Origin of the sequence: Serratia sp. H1w, assembly GCF_000633355.1 — a bacterium.
Taxonomy (GTDB): Bacteria; Pseudomonadota; Gammaproteobacteria; order Enterobacterales; family Enterobacteriaceae; genus Chania.
This window is the reverse complement of record NZ_AYMQ01000151.1, coordinates 1-16,374: the sequence shown is the minus strand read 5'-3', so window position 1 is coordinate 16,374 and position 16,374 is coordinate 1. Positions and strand designations below refer to the sequence as shown.

Below are 16,374 nucleotides of genomic sequence, written 5' to 3'. Positions count from 1 at the left end.
TCTTCAATGATCACGGGTATATCTCATTAATCAGGTAATCATCACGGAACTTACCTTCTTCCTCAAACGCTTTAAAAGTCATATGACCAGGCAGAGAGTGAAGCGTAGAGACGATGCATGGAGTAAGTTTCATCCGACGTAACCAGCGGGGACGCACTAGTTTCAATCCCATTTTTTCTTTGCCAGATTGAATCTGCATGATTAAGTCATTTTCCTGCTCACGACAATCCAGCAACCAGCGTGCTTCCCAATAATGAACTGCAAGCTGGAATAGCTTAAACCGTAGCGAGATATCCAAAACCTTGTCGAGCTCATCGATATTCGTAGCATATCCAGTTGTGGGGATCAATGGCAGTACTATCCTCCGCCAAAGTTCTTCCGCCAATGTTTTCTCAGCTAGCAGCACATTCCAATTTTCCAACTCTAATTCAGATTTTTTAATTGATTTTCGCTGATTCTCCATCCATTGAGATAACGCTACTTCGGGATCAACAACATCATTAATATTAACAATATCCTGCGCAGTAGAACTAAAATAGCTTCCGATAAATAACTCTCGTAGCAATCTGCGCTTTCTAGCGATTAATGGAACAGGATTCAATAAAGTCAGCCATATCGACTCGTCGACGCGAAATTTTTTCCATTGCGCAAGATCCTGGCTGACCAACTCAAGTTCATGAGACAAAGCATTAATCTCGACCCGCTTGTTCTCTTTCACGATTTCAGGAGTAAAACCGATCTCCTCATTACAACGATTTTTTGTACGCTCTAGTTCATGCCAAGCATTTTGCAGATGCTCAAATTGTCGATGACAGGCTTTGAGCTCAGCATGCAGCCGTTTTTTAACCTTCAGTACCGAGTTTAAGGAAGCATCATCAAAGACCTGTTTGGCTTTAAGCAAAAATACCAACTCGGCCTGTTCTAAATATTCAGGATCCTCTAAGGTTCGATAAAAAGAAGCAGTTTGGTAATTTTTCGCCGCCTCACATTCCAGACTTGAGGCAGGGAAGTAACCGCCATAGCTCTTTATCTCTGGCAACCAATGTCCGCTGAGAGGCCCATCGTTTTCTTCAAAATCCTTACCAAACGCTTCAATGATGTTCGTCACCGCCTGATTATTGGTGGAGGCAGCAATAATCAGCGGAGGCTCCTGTTCTTTAAGTGCAGCATTAACCCACATTGAAGCGACAACAGAGAGTACGAATGTTGTCTTACCGGTCCCAGGAGGACCATTAATCGCAAGAATATCGCCCTCAGCCATCGCTAGCACTTGGGCTAAGGCATCGCGCTGCGCATCCGCGAGAGGAAATTTTGAGTTGGAGTGGCCACAGCGAGTCGCCATAGTGGATAACGAGTCAATGCAAGGCTGATAGGTATTATGATTAGCCAATGCATAATTTTCAGCTAGAGGGATAGAAACCTCGCGATCATTTAGCCAATCATAAAGTTTTAAAACATTACGTGTGCTGTTATTAACAACATCACACTTAAGCAGATACCCTTTTTTTTCGTTCTTATAGCGCTCTTTTAGTAGCGCACTGTCATTGCAGAGTGCCTTAAACAGGCTCCGGGTAATCTCGCAATAACGGCTCCATAACTCAGTGGCCTGGCCCGTTTCGAACAATGAAAGTGCCTCTTGCTCCGAGTAGTAGTAAGGGGTGTGTTCATCTAAAAAGTGGTCCAGGGATTTGACTGATGTGATCGTGAATTTGTCGTCATTTTGCGGCGACAAGAGATCCCGTGGAATAGCAGAGCTAGAACTTGGTAGAAAAAACCCTTTACGGTTCACCCAAAGAGTACAAACAACGGGGGTAATAACCTCGGGGGAAGAACCCGTATATTTCTTACCATGCTCGTGTTTAAGCACATAAGCCGTAGGTCGATAAACCACTTGTACAAGCTGTACATTCTTCGGCTCATTCTTAAAAAGAGCCGCCAATTCCCTGCTATCTTCCTCTAAACGGCCGATCCCTAACGTACCAGCCGCGACAGGCAGATGACGATGGAACTCTTTCAGCGTTATCGCCCCTTTGCTACTTTCAGCATCGGCTAAAGAATTACGCCAATAACGTAACCACTGCCCTGTGCCAATTGAACTCATAACCCTGCCTTCCCTATTTGGCTATTCTTTAGCAATGGTTGATCATGCTACGCGATCAATCAAGACATGCTGTGTACTAAAGATCCATGGGTTCGATATTTTTGGCAGAGATCACTTATTCTTAAGCGATGCTTCTATAAAAAGTTCAAATAGCAATCAAATCTGAAAGAGCGCCCCTCACCCCAAATACCGATACCCCATCCCATGCACGGTGCGGATCAGCAACGGGTTATTCGCATCAAGCTCAATGCTCTTGCGCAGCTTGGAGATATGCTGATCCAACGTGCGGCTGTTGGGCAGGAAGTCATAGCCCCAGGCGGCATCAAACAGCATCTCGCGCGTGACGACCTTGTTTTTATGCTGGTAGAGGCACTCCAGAATTTTCACCTCGCGCAATGAAAGCTCCAACCGTGCCTCTTGGCGTAAAGCGCACAGCTCATTGGGGTACACGGTCAAATCGCCAAAGCAAAAGCTGGCATCTGGCTGCGCGGTCTTGCTGCGCAGGCAACGCCGGGCGATGGTTTTGATCCTGGCGCGGATCTCATGAATGCCAAACGGCTTGCTGATGTAATCATCAGCCCCCAGTTCCAAACCGACCACCCGATCGATCTCTTCATCCTTGGCAGACAAAAAGACAATGGGGATCTGTTCATCCCGTTTGCGGATCTCACGGCATACCGCGTAACCATCCAGTTCCGGCATCATGATATCAAGGATGATAAAATCCGGTTGCTGCTGTTGGTACATCTCCAGCGCCACCTTGCCATTCTCTGCGGCAATCAGGGTATATCCCTCACGGGACAGCGCTTCAACCAAGCCCTGGCGAATGTTGGTATCGTCTTCAACGACCAGTATTTTCATTATGATCCCTTGTGGTTAACACGATTGACAGTGGCAGAATGCCGTTCTCCTCACCCCAACCCACTCCCAAAGGGCGAGGGAGCTGTACGGTGCTCTGGTCAGGTAGAGGTGTCCATACGTTGTCCGGCCACGGTACGCACCAGTCGCAAAGTAAAACGCACTCCAGGCGACTGCGGAGCAACCAGAATTTCCCCACCCAGGCTATGCGCCAGCTGCTGAGCAATCGTCAGGCCAATACCCGTCCCCGCAACACCCTCGGTAATACCCGATTTCACCCGATAGAAGGGGAGGAAAATCATCTTGAGCTCTTTTTCACTGATCCCTGCGCCATAATCCCGTACATGAATATCCACGGAGTCCGCACTACACACCACCTGTACATCAACCTGTTTCCCTACCGTGGCATACTTCTCCGCGTTGCTCAGCAGGTTGTTGATAATCTGCGTCAGACGATCGATATCGCTACTCACCACCACGTTTTCGCCCAACGAGAGCGAGAGTGCCATTCCCTTGGCCTGATACGACGGCACGAAAGTCTGCGTGATGTTAACCAACAGCGGGTTGAGATCGATGGGCTGCAAGTGCAACTTCGGCTCACGGGTGAAACTCAAGATATTCTGGATCAGGCGCGACAGGCGCTGGCTCTCACCGATAATCACGTCCAGATAACGCTGTCCTTCATCGTGCTGTTCATCGAGTTCCTCTTTCAGCAGCTCGGCATACAGCGAGATATTAGTTAGCGGCGTTTTCAGTTCGTGGGACACCTGGCTGACAAAACCCACCTGCTGGCGCGCCAGCCGTGCCGTCTGAGTATATTCCCGGTAGAGGCGGAAAATGATCAGGCCCATGATGGCCAGCATCAGCAGGATAAACGCCCCACCCCACAGATAGACCGCCGTCGTGCTGGCCGGTTTGCCATAATAGCTCACCTGCCAACCCGTCAGCGGATAAGGTAGGCTCTGTTCGGCCAGCGGTTGCTGGCTATCCAACGCGACGTAAGGATTGCTTTGGTACAGCAGGCGTCCGTTCTCTTCCAGTACCAGCGTGTCGCTGCCAAAATCGAAACTGGTCGCATTGATCACGTCCGACAGCAGCTTGATATAAGGAACCCGAAATCCAATGGTATCGCTGCCGATAGTACGCCAGTAAATCAGCAGCGGCTCCTGCACCTCGCCGGTAATAAACCAGCCGGATTGTGGGATTGCCATCTCGCTTTTTATGTTGTGGCCGTACAGTAAGGAAGGATCGTTCACCAGCGGAGTGATAGCCTGAACCCAGGCTAATTCTTTTTGGCTCAGCGAGCCGTTTGAGTTGGGATACAGCAAACGATTTTTCTGTAGAACAAACACGCCATCAATGTCGCTGTCCTTCTCAACCAGTTCCTTGAGTGCCCGATCGTTGGGTTGCAGATAGTCGGTGATCACGTCCAGCCGCGTCGCTTTCTGCCGCAGGATATCCATGATGCTGGTGCTGGCTTGCGTGACACGCGTCTGCGCCATAGTCTGGGATTGGTAATGACGTAACAACACTTCGTGCTCGAGGGTGCGCACTCCCAGATAGGCGATCAGGCTGAATATCGCCACGGTGATGATGATAAAAATCGTCAAACTTCTGGAAGTACGCTGGCTCATAGGCCTCCCTGCTACTGATTCTTCTGGGTTTTAATGTTGTAGTTTTGCTCTTTCACCGCTTTGCGGGTCGACTCCTTGCTGTCACTCTCCATTTTACCCATCAGCTCTTTGTTCTTCTGCGCGCCTGCTTCGGCTTTCTGTCTGGCTGGTGTCGCGCTAACAGGCAAACTCTCCAACGCCGCCGCGTTCTGGCTAAATACCTGTTTGGCCTCTTCCATTTTGCCTGCGTCCATCAACTGTACCGCGCGTTCATTCTCCAGCGCGGCCTTCTGAATAGCCGAATCCACCACAACCTCATCAACCTGCGCAGCACTGACGTCTTTGACGGATTGGCTATAGCTGACCGCCACCTTTTCATTGAAGGTATCGACCTGCTTGGTGCTCAAGTTGGCGTAACGTACATTTACCTCAGCCAGAGGTTTGCTTTGAGCATTGCTGCCCTTGGCCGGGATCACTTCCAGCAGAACATATTTTTCCTGATTGGAATACAACTGGTTCAGTTTCACGGTGACCGTATTGCCGCTGATGCTGCCATCACGCCCCAACAGGCGAACCGGCGTGACCTTATCTGCGGTTTTTATCTCCACCACCACGTCTTGCGCCACTACGGACATCGCATCGTTAAACTCGTGGGCGAAGGTCTTTTCCAGATCGCTGGATTGCTCGACAAAGGCATGGTTGCCATCGCTATAGCCAGCAATGGTGGTCATCAGGTCTTCATTGTAGCCATCACCAATACCGATGGTGGTAATGGCGATCCCCTTCTTGGCCGCCAGCTTAGCCAACTCGGCCAGTTCGCTGTTGAAGGTTGGCCCAACGTTGGCCTGCCCGTCGGAGAGCAGCACAATGCGGTTGACCTGCTCTTTATCCAGATGCTTGCTGACCTGATCGATGCCCTTGCTCACCCCGGCAAACAGTGCCGTCATACCGCGCGGTTCAATGCTCTTGTTGATTTTATCGATCAGCGGTTTCTTATCTTTGACCTTGGTGGCCGGGATCACCACCTCCACCCCGGAGTCGTAGGCAACGACCGAAAGCGTGTCATTACTGTTGAGCATGTTAACGGCGGCTATCGCGGCCGCTCTGGCGTTTTCGATACGATCGCCACTCATTGAGGTGGAGCGGTCGATGACCAGCGCCAGATTGATTGGGCTGCGCTTCTCCTGCGGTAGCGGGTAGCCCAACAACGAAATTTTCAGGTAGTTTTTGTCCTGGGTATTTTCCAACACCACCGGCGAGGCAACTTCAGACTTTACGACCACCTTGGGGGCCGCCGGGGCAGCACTGGCACTCCATGGCAGCACAGATAGGGTGAATAAGGCAAAAATACATTTCAGATCCATGGTGAAGCTCCTTGTCATAAGAATCGAATCCATTCTTGCCCGTATCGGCCAGTGAGTTGTCTGTTATCTGTATAAAGATGTCAAAAATTGGTAAAAGTTGTCGTTGTGGCGATTGCCCGTCGGCCTCGAGAACCGTAAGAAACAGCCCATAGTGTAGCTTAAAACCGCTGATCCTGTACCGGCTATAAACCGGTAAAACCTTATAATAAGGTTAGCTTAAACCGATTAAAAGGCATTATCATTCCGGGGTACCGGCATGCTCTTAATGAAACTTCACTGATGTTACCGGATGAACTTATCTCTATATATTCATTCACAGGTGACATTATGTTTACTATTTATAGCGTTAACTACTCTTCAATGAGCAATGAAAAATCCGAAGATCTTTTTATGTTAAGAAAAAATACTTTTAAAGACAGATTACAATGGGCGGTAAACTGCGCTGACGGCAAGGAGGTCGATCAGTTTGATAATGACAAAACCAACTATATTTTTGGCGTGGAGAACGGCATGATTATATGTGGAACCAGGATGATCGACATGAAATACCAAAACATGCTGAACAGTACCTTCTCCTCATTCTTTAACAAGGTTAACATTCCAGAAGGCAACTTCATTGAATCCACACGTTTCTTCGTAGATAAAGAGAGAACCCACTCGTTGTTAGGCCGAAAGTTCCCCGTCACTATGGCTTTGTTCCTCTCATTGATTAATTATGCTCGGCAGCACCACTATGATGGCATTCTTGCCGTTGCCAGCCATCCGATGATGCATATCATCAGGAGCTCAGGCTGGAACGTCACCGTACTGGAGACCGGTGTTTCTGAAAAAGATGAGCCGGTCTATCTGTTGCTCGGCCACGTCGATGCCGAAAGCCAGAGGAAGTTAAAAGCCAAGATATTCAGCAAACACAGCCTGGCAGACGAAGCTGTGCTGAACGATTGGCCACTGACGGCCGAACCTTCACTGTAATCAACTAACCGGTTTGATCAGTTGAAGTTCCACACCTAGCCGTATTGCATGCCGGGCATTTGCTACCCCCAGTTTTTTGACAATATTGGACATATGGAACTTGACCGTACGCGTCGTGATCCCCAGGATCATCCCCGTTTCCTGGTAGGTTTTACCCACGCTGGCCCAGTAAAGGACTTCGTTTTCCCGTTCGGTAAACTGGGCGCTTTTTTCTGAGCGAGTGGCGTTTTTTTCTGACAGCGAATTCAGGGTTAGATAAATTTCATGCACCGATGCCAGTAAAACGGAAATATCGCCTTTATTCTGGATCAAAGTTTGCGTTATTTCCGCTCTAGTCTCAGGGGCGAGAATAAAGGATAACGTCACCAGGTTATTATTATAATCATGCAGGACAAACGTATAGCCGTTATTCAGCCCGAATTTTCTGGCCCGTTCGAAGAGTTCAGAAAAATGAAATCCTCCGCCCGTCATCAGATTTTCATCCCAGGAAAAAGGTGTCAGTCGATTCAGCGCAGTGATCACCACCGGATCGGTATATTGTAAACCGTTGGCTTTATAATGCTCTACCCACTCACCAGGATAATTGGTTACTCCAAAGATACACGACATATCTTTTTTGGATAATACCACATACGCCCAGATGAGCTCCCCGAGGTGGTTCAATGTCGCTTCGAGGTGCTTTTTGATAATGTCACTAATATGTTCTTCGTTTTCCATTAACTGCTTGCCCCCGACAGCTTAACTATTTTTCATCTAACCGAATATACCAGATAAGCACGTCCGGCCGAAAGCACCTAATTATCAGCCACTGCGCCAATAGAGTGGCATGACAACGCCCTACGACAAGGCCACTCCGGCTAGCCATGCACGGTGATACACCACAGGGCGGCCATTTCCCTTGTTAATTTTTAAACCACCTAAGATCAATATGTGTTCCGCGCGGCTCACATAAAACAGCACCCTGGCATCTCATTAATGATTAACTGAATGATATTTCACATGAAATACTCGTTGTATTCGCTCGCCCTGCTGGCAGGATCTGCTGCCCTGGCACCCCACGCTGTGTTTGCCGCCGATGCACAAACTAACGTTGTCTGCAGTTTCAGCCATATGAAACCGGACGATCCTATTTTAATGCCCAACATGCCAGGCATGGCCATGTCCCACGATTTTGTCGGCAATCGCTCTACCGATGCGTACTCTACCGCTGATACCCTTTTACAGCACTCCGGCACCACCTGTAATAACGCAGCGGATAGCACCGGCTATTGGGCCCCCACCATGAAATTGCCGAGTGGCGAAATTGTGCATCCGTCCTATATCAAGAATTACTACCAGGCCAATAACGTGATTGATTACCCCATCACGGCCTATCCTCACGGTCTGCAACTGTTGGCAGGTGACCATGCAGGCACCGGGCCTAACCCACACGTCAACTTCCTGTGCGCCAATAGCAACGGCTATACCCACACCGCAGATCAAATTTGTGGGCTACGAGCCGCTGGTGACGCAGTGCAGTTTAACATTGCGATTGAGTTCCCCAACTGCTGGGACGGTAAAAACCTGAAAGCCAAAGGCACCCAAAATGCGGTGTATAGCACCAACGATCAGTGTCCAGCCGATCATCCGATCAAACTGGCCACGGTGAATATGAATCTTGCCTATGTCTTGCCACAGGTCACCTCTCTGGATGTCAGCAAAATACAGCTGTCGCTGGATCCCAAAGTGATCGACGGCAAACTCACGGAACTGTGGGGCAGCATTTATACCGCTCACGGCGATTTTATGAATGCCTGGACCGAGCAGGCGACGAAGTTTATGGCGGACCGCTGCATGAATTACTCCATCAGTTGCGGTACCAATATTCCTTACAGCTATACCGATGCCAAGGAAGACACTTACGTCAGCAACCAAGGGGATAGTGATAAAAACTTCGGTAGCGCCCAAACCCTGTTGGTACAGGATGACTGGAGCGGGGCTGGCCGTGATAGCAACAAGCAAATGATGGCATTAATGAAGTTTGATATTCCCGCTCAGCCAAGCAACCTGGCGGACTATCCGGGCGTGAGTTTCAAATACAGCATTCGTGTCTATGACGGCAACATCAGCGATACCTCTGCATTCAGCATTTTCTTCTATCCATTAACTGACCCAAGCCAAACCTGGAGTGAAAGCTCGGTAACCTGGAATACCATGCCGAAGCCTAATTACAACGCCGATGGCAGTATGTATATGGATAACGTGCAGCAATTCCGCTATGTGGATGTAGACAAGGCCGTGCGTGCGGCACTGGCCGCAGGCAAAACCGAGATCTCCTATTACATTGGTGGCGAGCGCCATGCAAGGACGATTAGCGTGAATTCGAAGGAGAGCGGCAAGGCTCCAACGCTGATGTTGGTGGGGTATCAAAACGTTGTAGAACCTTAAGCTTATGTAGCCCCCTTAGGTTTGGGGGGCTTTTAATTTAAGCCGCTGTCGCTTCCATTGATATCGGACAATTGCAGACTATCAGCCAGACACATATCCCACCCCAGGCACCATAACTATCCTCCCCCTCATAATGTGCTTGCCGGGATGTCAGCTTTTCCCGCCATAACCGCCAGGTAAGGCCGTAACGACCTTACGCTGTGGGAGGATTGCAGGACCATCGGCCGCCCCAAGTTATTTATCGTCGCGAATTATTTGCCCAAAATGTGAAGGCAGTCATAACCACTGGTCAAGGAGAGACAATTTCATACCCCAATAAATTACCGTTTGACTAACGTGATGCTCTATACTCCATGCAAGCAGAGACAATCAGGGCTACGGAATCAGACCTGTAAATTACTTGCAACATGAGGTTTTCGTTATGGAAAAGAAAGTCATTTATTTGTTCTGTTCAGCGGGCATGTCGACTTCACTGCTGGTTTCTAAAATGAAGGCACAGGCCGAAAAATACAGCGTCCCAGTCATTATCGAAGCTTACTCCGAGTCCTCGGCTGAGGAGAAAGGTGGTGCGGCAGACCTGGTGCTGCTGGGGCCACAGATTGGCTACAAACTAGCAGAAATTCAAAAGCTGTTACCAAACAAAATCGTCGAAGTCATTGACCCACTCCTGTACGGCAAGATCGATGGATTGGGTGTCTTGAAAGCCGCGGTTGCCTCCATTAAGGCAGCGGCCAGTAAGTAGTCAGTACGCTTTTAGTTAATTTTAAATTTTGCATTACTTTAAAGTCAAAGAGTCAGCAGTCAAAGAGCGAATTTTCATATCCCTGGCCGCCCGTTAGGCGGCATTAAAGGAACACAAAATGAGTAAAGCCATTGATTCACTTGAAAAGGTGCTGCTTCCTTTTGCCGTAAAAATAGGCAAGCAGCCCCATATAAATGCTATTAAAAATGGTTTCATCAAATTAATGCCGCTGACCCTCGCCGGGGCCATGTTTGTTTTAATTAACAACGTTTTCCTGAGTTTTGGCGATGGGTCATTCTTTTATTCCCTCGGCGTACGCCTGGATGCCTCAACGATTGAAACCCTCAACGGGTTAAAAACCATCGGCGGCAACGTTTACAACGGTACATTAGGCATTATGTCGCTAATGGCCCCCTTCTTTATTGGGATGGCGTTGGCAGAAGAACGCAAGGTGGATCCACTTTCGGCTGGCCTGCTTGCCGTTGCAGCCTTTATGACCGTTACCCCTTACAGCGTAGGTGACGCTTATGCTGTAGGTGCCAACTGGCTGGGCGGCGCGAATATTATTTCCGGTATGCTGATCGGGCTGGTCGTCGCTGAACTGTTTGCATTTGTGATCCGCAGAAACTGGGTCATTACCTTGCCGGACAGCGTCCCTACTTCTGTCGCCCGCTCGTTCTCTGCCTTGATCCCAGGCTTTATTATCCTGTCTATCTTCGGGATTTTCTCCTGGGTATTAGGGATGTACGGCAGCAACTTCCACCAGATTATTATGGATTCGATTTCCAAACCTCTGGCGTCAATGGGAAGCGTTGTCGGCTGGGCCTACGTCATTTTCAACTCCGTGCTGTGGTTCTTTGGTGTGCATGGTTCTCTGGCGCTGACCGCACTGGACAGCGGCATCATGACGCCATGGGCACTGGAAAATATCGCCTTGTACACCGAGTACGGTTCTGTCAGTGCCGCCATTGAAGCAGGGAAAACTTTCCACTTCTGGGCTAAACCGATGCTCGATTCCTACATCATGCTCGGGGGTTCTGGGGCAACGCTGGGTCTGATCCTGGCCATATTCATCGCTTCACGCCGTGCGGATCACCGCCAGGTCGCCAAGCTGGCACTGCCATCAGGCATCTTCCAGATTAACGAGCCAATCCTGTTCGGCCTGCCGATTATCATGAACCCGGTGATGTTCATCCCGTTCGTGCTGATCCAACCGATTCTGGCGGCGATCACGCTGGCGGCATACACCATGGGCATTATTCCACCGGTGACCAACCTGGCACCATGGACCATGCCAACCGGACTGGGTGCCTTCTTCAACAGTAACGGCAGTATCGCTGCCCTGTTGGTCGCGCTGTTCAACCTTGGTGTCTCCACGATGCTTTATATGCCTTTCGTTATTCTGTCTAACAAGGCTCAGGCGATTATCGAGGAAGAAGAAAGCGAAGAAGATATTGCCGCAGCACTGAAATTCTAATCTGTAGGAATGCTGGGGAGCGGCTATGCTCCCCAGTAGCAACCGCATTAACACAGGGAGATTACGATGTTCGATTTAGACAACATTGAGGACAGCGCAGAAGAGTTGGATGAGCTTGAAGAAGTGGTGATGGGGCTCATCATCAACTCAGGGCAGGCACGCAGCCTGGCTTACAACGCACTCAAGGTGGCAAAAGAAGGTGATTTTACCCAGGCTTGGGAACTGATGGCCAAGTCACGCGCGGCGTTGCATGAAGCGCATCTGGTGCAAACCAAGCTGATTGAAGGCGATGCGGGAGAAGGCAAAACCAAAGTCAGCCTGGTGCTGGTTCATGCCCAGGATCACCTGATGACCTCGATGCTAGCCCGCGAGTTAGTGACCGAAATCATTGAGCTTCACGAAAAAATAAAATAACGTTGGGGGTCATCATGCAGCCACAGTTATTGAGTATGGACATTAAAACCGCACGCGAAGACCAATTGTTCGACGGTCAAAATTTCCATATGTTCATCTATAACAAAGTAGAAAGCATTTCTGGCCTGCATGAGCATGACTACTACGAATTTACCATTGTGCTGACCGGCCGTTATTACCAGGAAATCAATGGTAAACGGGTGCTGCTGGAACGGGGGGATTTCGCCTTCATCCCGATCGGCTCAAACCATCAAAGCTTTTATGAGTTCGGCCCAACCAGGATCTTGAACGTGGGCATCAGCAAGGCCTTTTTTGAGCAACACTATCTGGCCTTACTGCCTCCCCGCCTGATTGCCTCACAGGTGTATACCATCAAGGCTGAGTTCCTGAACTTTATTGAGTCGATGGTGGCTTCGCTTAACTTCAGAAACGGTGAGTTCAATGAGTTCCTGGAGATGGTGACGTTTTATACCATCAACAGGATACGCCATCACCGAGAGTCTGAAATAACCACCACCGTACCTGCATGGCTCAAAGAGACCATTGAGAAAATGCATGATAAAACGCAGTTTGGCGATGGCGCATTATCGACCATGGTGCGACTGTCGGGAAAATCGCAAGAGTACTTAACGCGTGCAACGCAGCGTCATTACGGCAAAACACCGATGCAGATTATTAATGAGATCCGTGTTAATTTCGCCAAAAAGCAGTTGGAAATAACCAACTACTCAATTACCGACATTGCGTTTGAATCTGGCTATAGCAGCCCAAGCATGTTTATCAAGAATTTTAAAAAGCTTACATCTTTTACGCCAAAACACTATAGAAAGGAGCTGAGCTGTAATTCAATGAGTAATATGTCGGCCGATCAATAGCCAGCAATCACTCCAGCCTTCCCTTTTTAATTTAATTAAGTGCATGCATTTTGCACGGGAGTCCCTATGAGTAAAAAACTGAAAGTGGTCACTATTGGTGGTGGCAGCAGCTATACCCCTGAATTACTTGAAGGCTTTATTAAGCGTTACGACGAATTGCCCGTCACCGAGCTTTGGCTGGTCGATATCGAAGCTGGCCAAGAGAAGCAGAATATCATTTTTGATCTTTGCCAACGCATGATTAAACGTGCCGGCGTGCCGATTAAAATGTACCAAACATTAGATCGTCGTGAGGCCTTGGTAGATGCCGACTTCGTAACGACCCAACTGCGCGTAGGCCAATTAAAAGCGCGCGAACTGGATGAGCGTATCCCATTAAGCTATGGCTATTTGGGCCAGGAAACTAACGGGGCGGGCGGCTTATTTAAAGGGCTGCGCACCATTCCCGTTATTTTTGACATTATTAAAGATGTTGAAGAAATCTGCCCGAACGCCTGGGTCATTAACTTCACCAACCCGGCTGGCATGATCACCGAAGCCGTGTTCCGTCATACCCAGTTCAAACGCTTTATTGGCGTGTGCAACATCCCGGTCGGCATGAAAATGTTTATTCAGGACGTGCTGCAACTGGAGTCGCAGGATGAACTGTCGATCGATCTGTTCGGCCTGAACCACATGGTGTTTATCAAAGACGTCATTGTGAATGGTGAATCGCGCTTTGCTGAACTGCTTGATGGTGTGGCATCCGGCACGCTTACCGCTGGCTCGGTGAAAAACATCTTTGATTTGCCGTTTAGCGAAGGGCTGATCCGTTCATTGAACCTGTTACCCTGCTCTTATCTGCTTTACTATTTCAAACAGAAAGAGATGCTGGCCATCGAGATGGGCGAGTTCTACAAAGGCGGCGCGCGTGCCACCGTCGTGCAGAAAGTGGAAAAACAGTTGTTCGACCTCTACAAAGATCCGGAGCTGAACGTTAAACCGAAAGAGCTTGAACTGCGCGGTGGGGCCTACTATTCCGACGCCGCCTGCGAGGTCATCAGCGCTATCTATAACGACAAGCAGACCGAACACTACGTCAACTTCCCACACCACGGCCATATTGATAACATTCCGGCCGATTGGACTGTCGAACTGAGCTGCACTATCGGCCGCAATGGCGCGACGCCATTGCCGCGCCTGACTCACTTTGATGACAACGTGCTCGGCCTGATTTACACCATCAAAGGGTTTGAGATTACCGCCAGCAAAGCCGCCCTGAGCGGGGAGTTAAATGACGTACTGCTGGCTCTCAACCTGAGCCCGCTGATCCATTCCGATAAAGATGCCGAAAAACTGGCGCGTGACCTGCTGTTAGCACATGAAAAACTGCTGCCCAACTTTGCGCAAGCCATTGCCAAACTGAAGTAATTAATGGTCTTCTGCTGACAAGGTCCACCAGACTCATTACGTAGGGGCGCTGCACGCTGCGCCCGTTTAGCTTTGTCATCAACCTGGCTCTTTCCTGCTGGGAAGACAGTTTAACGAGGATTTGATGGATAAATTATTGATTGTCAACGCGGACGATTTTGGGCTGTGTAAGGCCCAGAACTACGGGATTATTGAAGCATTCAATAACGGCGTCGTCACCTCAACGACGGCGATGGTTAACGCAGCAGGCATTGAGCATGCCGCGTCATTAAGTGCCGCACACCCACAACTGCCCATCGGGATGCACTTCGTTCTCACCCTCGGAAAACCACTTTCCCCTATGCCAGGCTTGGTCAGAGAAAACGGCGAGTTAGGAAAATGGATATGGGAGATGGCCGAGGCGGATAACTTGCCACTGGACGAGATCGAGCGCGAGCTTGCGTGCCAGTTCGCACGCTTTATCGAGCTATTTGGCCGCCCGCCGAGCCATATCGATAGCCATCATCACGTTCATATGATCCCGCAAATCTTTCCGCTGGTAGAGGCTTTTGCGCTGGAGAAAGGGGTTGCCATGCGTATCGATCGCGAGGTTATCGCCCAGCACAATATCCCACTGTCAGGTGCACGCAGCACGGCCACGTTTGACAGTGGATTCTACGGTGACACCATCAGCGAAGCGCTGTTCCTGGCAACGCTGGATCGCGCCACCGAACGCGGTGCGTCATCACTGGAAATCATGTGTCATCCCTCCTTTATTGATAACACCCTTCTGGCCAGCAAATACTGCTATCCAAGATTGGCGGAGCTGGACGTGTTGACGTCTGCGTCATTAAAACAGGCGATTGCGGAGCGAGGGTTCAAGCTGGGGTCATTCGAGTCTTTATAAGCAGCATTGGGGCCGGTTTTGGCTGGCCCTGGTTACAGGCAACGTGATTTACCTGATCCTCATTGATTACGTAATATTAGCAATGTCTTCATCAGCAACGTGAGGGCATCCCCAGAAGAAGCATTTCTCCGCAAACAGATCATCAGTATTCCCCGCAAGGCTGAAGCCAGTCCTTCTGCCCGTGCTCATGACTGCACCGCAAGCACGAATGACCTCTTGGTAATGACATAAAAGTGGCTAAATTTCCCTTATCCATTCTCACAAAAAACGATTTACAAGCGCCCCCGCCTCCGGATAACCCCCACTAAGTACCAGTTGATTATTTTTTTTATAACATCAATGAAAACTCATACCCATTGTTAGTTACTTTTATGTTTTTCGCGCAACAGATTGGCATTTGATGCAGATCACAAAAAGTGCTCTTTTCTACTGACGGATTTTTAGATGACCAGGATAACCCCTCCTGTTTTTTATCATTTCTTAGGCCCGATTGGTTATAGGAATATTTCACAATCGTTTTCTCTATTTTTTTAATATAAATGCCGAAATTTTCTAAGAAAAATCTCAAAAACAATCTAAGTATATGATTTTACTTTATTATGTGAAATTTTATACAAAATTAATTTTTACCTCACTCAGAAATAAGATAATTCTAGTGATTAGGATATTCGCACCAACACATGTTCGATAACACCGATCGATCCGGTTAAATTGATAGTTAAAACCTATTACTTACAATAAATTCCATTGATTTAAACGATTGTTAATAATTATTACAGTCAGTTAAAACTTAAAGCGCCAGAGAGAGGGAAGCTTCTCTGTAATTTTTAAGTTCAAGGCTGTTTGCCAGGTCTACATGATATTCATTGGCAGGCGTCTTTAAGGGAGGTAGTAACTTGACGAAATATTATTTTGTCTCGGATGACTGTTATTTTCTGAATGGATTAGAAGATACTCTATCTGGAACCATTAAAGACCGGTCAATTTACGTCAATGTTAATCATGATGTTTACATCCTCAACCCAGAGCCTAATGATGTCATAGTGCTTGCAATTTTCAATATTACCAAGCGTCGAGAGATAATGAGGAAGCCAGGGCTGTCACTCTGCCGAATTATTATCATGGTGAAGTATGGGGCTAGCCTTATACAGGGCACGACGTATACCCCTTGGTTTATCCCTTGGAAAACCTCGACGGAAGATTTCATTAATATATTGGGTAATGCCTCTAATTAG

13 protein-coding genes are annotated in these 16,374 nt (G+C 48.6%); 8 read left to right on the top strand and 5 right to left on the bottom strand.

Annotation, left to right across the window (positions count from 1 at the left end; genetic code table 11):
• Positions 1–10: 10 nt before the first annotated feature.
• The 4 genes from U869_RS0127540 to U869_RS0127525 form a co-directional block, all read right to left on the bottom strand.
• Positions 11–2,101 carry an AAA domain-containing protein gene (locus tag U869_RS0127540; RefSeq protein WP_025124017.1) on the bottom strand — a complete coding sequence of 697 codons (2,091 nt, stop codon included), beginning with the start codon at positions 2,099–2,101 and terminating at the stop codon, positions 11–13.
• Positions 2,102–2,278: 177 nt separating this feature from the next.
• Entirely contained in the window at positions 2,279–2,962 is a 684-nt protein-coding gene (locus tag U869_RS0127535; RefSeq protein ID WP_025119464.1) for a response regulator transcription factor, read from the bottom strand.
• Positions 2,963–3,060: 98 nt separating this feature from the next.
• Positions 3,061–4,593, bottom strand: coding sequence for a sensor histidine kinase KdpD (locus U869_RS0127530; protein ID WP_025119465.1), 1,533 nt, complete (start codon positions 4,591–4,593; stop codon positions 3,061–3,063).
• A gap of 11 nt (positions 4,594–4,604) precedes the next feature.
• Positions 4,605–5,936, bottom strand: coding sequence for a VWA domain-containing protein (locus tag U869_RS0127525; protein ID WP_025119466.1), 1,332 nt, complete (start codon positions 5,934–5,936; stop codon positions 4,605–4,607).
• Between the two features lie 327 nt (positions 5,937–6,263).
• On the opposite strand from U869_RS0127525, the gene U869_RS0127520 reads away from it, so the two are divergent.
• Complete coding sequence (locus U869_RS0127520) at positions 6,264–6,908, top strand: acyl-homoserine-lactone synthase (protein ID WP_025119467.1); 645 nt, start codon at positions 6,264–6,266, stop codon at positions 6,906–6,908.
• On the opposite strand, the gene U869_RS0127515 is transcribed toward U869_RS0127520, so the two are convergent.
• Positions 6,909–7,625: a LuxR family transcriptional regulator gene (locus U869_RS0127515; protein ID WP_025119468.1), complete on the bottom strand. Its 717-nt coding sequence runs from the start codon at positions 7,623–7,625 to the stop codon at positions 6,909–6,911.
• Between the two features lie 282 nt (positions 7,626–7,907).
• On the opposite strand from U869_RS0127515, the gene U869_RS0127510 reads away from it, so the two are divergent.
• From U869_RS0127510 to chbG, 7 genes are all read left to right on the top strand, one after another.
• On the top strand, positions 7,908–9,335 hold the full coding sequence (locus tag U869_RS0127510) for a DUF1996 domain-containing protein (RefSeq protein WP_025119469.1): 1,428 nt from the start codon (positions 7,908–7,910) through the stop codon (positions 9,333–9,335).
• 421 nt (positions 9,336–9,756) lie between these two features.
• Positions 9,757–10,077, top strand: coding sequence for a PTS sugar transporter subunit IIB (locus U869_RS0127505; RefSeq protein WP_025119470.1), 321 nt, complete (start codon positions 9,757–9,759; stop codon positions 10,075–10,077).
• 118 nt (positions 10,078–10,195) lie between these two features.
• Entirely contained in the window at positions 10,196–11,554 is a 1,359-nt protein-coding gene (chbC, locus tag U869_RS0127500) for a PTS N,N'-diacetylchitobiose transporter subunit IIC (RefSeq protein WP_025119471.1), read from the top strand.
• Between the two features lie 66 nt (positions 11,555–11,620).
• Complete coding sequence (chbA, locus tag U869_RS0127495) at positions 11,621–11,968, top strand: PTS N,N'-diacetylchitobiose transporter subunit IIA (RefSeq protein WP_025119472.1); 348 nt, start codon at positions 11,621–11,623, stop codon at positions 11,966–11,968.
• A gap of 14 nt (positions 11,969–11,982) precedes the next feature.
• Positions 11,983–12,843: a transcriptional regulator ChbR gene (gene chbR / locus U869_RS0127490; RefSeq protein ID WP_025119473.1), complete on the top strand. Its 861-nt coding sequence runs from the start codon at positions 11,983–11,985 to the stop codon at positions 12,841–12,843.
• A gap of 66 nt (positions 12,844–12,909) precedes the next feature.
• Positions 12,910–14,253 (top strand): 6-phospho-beta-glucosidase, encoded by a 1,344-nt coding sequence (locus tag U869_RS0127485; RefSeq protein ID WP_025119474.1) that lies wholly within the window; start codon positions 12,910–12,912, stop codon positions 14,251–14,253.
• A gap of 124 nt (positions 14,254–14,377) precedes the next feature.
• A complete protein-coding gene (gene chbG / locus U869_RS0127480; protein WP_025119475.1) occupies positions 14,378–15,139 on the top strand; it encodes a chitin disaccharide deacetylase in 762 nt (253 codons plus the stop codon).
• Positions 15,140–16,374: the final 1,235 nt, after the last annotated feature.

Bases quoted from the DNA above. Each gene is read 5' to 3' on its own strand.
- U869_RS0127540 (WP_025124017.1), bottom strand. From the start codon at position 2,101: ATGAGTTCAATTGGCACAGGGCAGTGGTTACGTTATTGGCGTAATTCT.
- U869_RS0127535 (WP_025119464.1), bottom strand. From the start codon at position 2,962: ATGAAAATACTGGTCGTTGAAGACGATACCAACATTCGCCAGGGCTTG.
- U869_RS0127530 (WP_025119465.1), bottom strand. From the start codon at position 4,593: ATGAGCCAGCGTACTTCCAGAAGTTTGACGATTTTTATCATCATCACC.
- U869_RS0127525 (WP_025119466.1), bottom strand. From the start codon at position 5,936: ATGGATCTGAAATGTATTTTTGCCTTATTCACCCTATCTGTGCTGCCA.
- U869_RS0127520 (WP_025119467.1), top strand. From the start codon at position 6,264: ATGTTTACTATTTATAGCGTTAACTACTCTTCAATGAGCAATGAAAAA.
- U869_RS0127515 (WP_025119468.1), bottom strand. From the start codon at position 7,625: ATGGAAAACGAAGAACATATTAGTGACATTATCAAAAAGCACCTCGAA.
- U869_RS0127510 (WP_025119469.1), top strand. From the start codon at position 7,908: ATGAAATACTCGTTGTATTCGCTCGCCCTGCTGGCAGGATCTGCTGCC.
- U869_RS0127505 (WP_025119470.1), top strand. From the start codon at position 9,757: ATGGAAAAGAAAGTCATTTATTTGTTCTGTTCAGCGGGCATGTCGACT.
- chbC (WP_025119471.1), top strand. From the start codon at position 10,196: ATGAGTAAAGCCATTGATTCACTTGAAAAGGTGCTGCTTCCTTTTGCC.
- chbA (WP_025119472.1), top strand. From the start codon at position 11,621: ATGTTCGATTTAGACAACATTGAGGACAGCGCAGAAGAGTTGGATGAG.
- chbR (WP_025119473.1), top strand. From the start codon at position 11,983: ATGCAGCCACAGTTATTGAGTATGGACATTAAAACCGCACGCGAAGAC.
- U869_RS0127485 (WP_025119474.1), top strand. From the start codon at position 12,910: ATGAGTAAAAAACTGAAAGTGGTCACTATTGGTGGTGGCAGCAGCTAT.
- chbG (WP_025119475.1), top strand. From the start codon at position 14,378: ATGGATAAATTATTGATTGTCAACGCGGACGATTTTGGGCTGTGTAAG.